Raw genomic sequence first — 1,364 nt, 5'->3', positions numbered from 1 at the left:
GGATTGTCTTTCTGTGTTTCCATATCAATCTTGAAAAGCTCAATCAAAGTGTCCGTTACTTTTGGCGTATCAGATACTTTCAATGTTGCTGTCTTTCCAGCTTCAACCTTTAAGGAATATACAGTTTTATCCACTTTATATCCTGCTGGTGCGGATAATTCCTTGATATAGACTGTGCCTGCTTTTACCTCTACAATATCTGTATTTCCGTTTTCATCAGTCGTAAGGGGAGCAAGCTGTTTCGTGCAGTCCTTATCAGAAAAGACACCATAGGTTGCACCTGCAATAGAGTAATTCCCGTTACCGTCTGTAATGCTAGTATTACTGGAAGTCTTTTGTAATTTCGCATTTCCGACATTCAGCTTCGCCCAGAATTGTCCCAATTCCTGCCCCTCGCCAGAGTAGATATAACCGCCACATTCATAGCGTCCTTTATTTTCTTTGACAAAGGCTTTTGCACCAGAGAAAACTTCGTCCTGCGTAGCCTTTGGAATTTCATCATAAGAAGCTCGCACGTTATCACATTGCCAGCCAAGATGTATGCTCAATTTCTGCCAGACAACACATTGTTCCAACAGATAGACTTGTTTATAGTTCAATTCCTTGTGAGCTTCGCCATACTGTTTGACATACTCTAAGGATAACGCCACATCTGAAATCTGGTCGACACTCATGCGTGAGCTTGCGTCAGCTCTGGTCTTATAGCCGTTCTTAAAATCTGTATTGATGTCAATACAATAGGCAGTTTCGCCCTCGACTTTCATATAGCCCTCATTGAATGTCGAACCAATAGAACCGTCATTCATTACTTTTTCAATGATACCGACACGTTCTGCACTTTCCGTCCAGTATTGCTTGCTTTCTGCATGAACGGGTGTAGTCGGTAAAGCAGTAACGACAGTTACAAGAGCTAAGAAGCCCGTACACAATCGTTTCCATGTCTTTTTCATAAATCTAATGCTCCTTTCATTTTGGGTGATAAAATAGCCGTCCAATAAGAACGGCTGAAAATAGAAAAGGAACGTCATTTTAGGCGTTCCATAATCTATAAAATATTCAATTTTTTATACTGATGTGTTTCTCATCAAAATCTCAAATTAAGGTTATTTGACACCAATTTTGACACCAATTTTTTGTATATTGACGATTTTTGATGAAATGTGATAAATTCATAAAACCCGTGAAAAGCCTGTAAATAGGCACTTTACGGCACTCTATGAACTAAGACAGAAGCTACGCTGTAATAACAAGAGGTGAGTGCTAATTTTTGCGAAGATTTTGTGAATGCCTTAAATGAAAAACTAACTTCCACCTTTAGTCTGTTTTGTTCTACATTAGAAACTGGGGGTGGAAGTTAGTCTTGC

General features: G+C 39.3%; 1 pseudogene. It reads right to left on the bottom strand.

The features are described 5' to 3' along the window. Nucleotides 1-950: pseudogene (locus AB5642_RS20245) on the bottom strand (SrtB-anchored collagen-binding adhesin); the annotation flags it as partial. Nucleotides 951-1,364 lie beyond the last annotated feature (414 nt).

The organism is Ruminococcus sp. 1001136sp1_2201st1_G3_2201SCRN_220225 (assembly GCF_040924365.1).
GTDB lineage: Bacteria > Bacillota > Clostridia > Lachnospirales > Lachnospiraceae > Blautia_A > Blautia_A faecis.
This window is presented reverse-complemented; position numbering and strand designations above follow the sequence as displayed.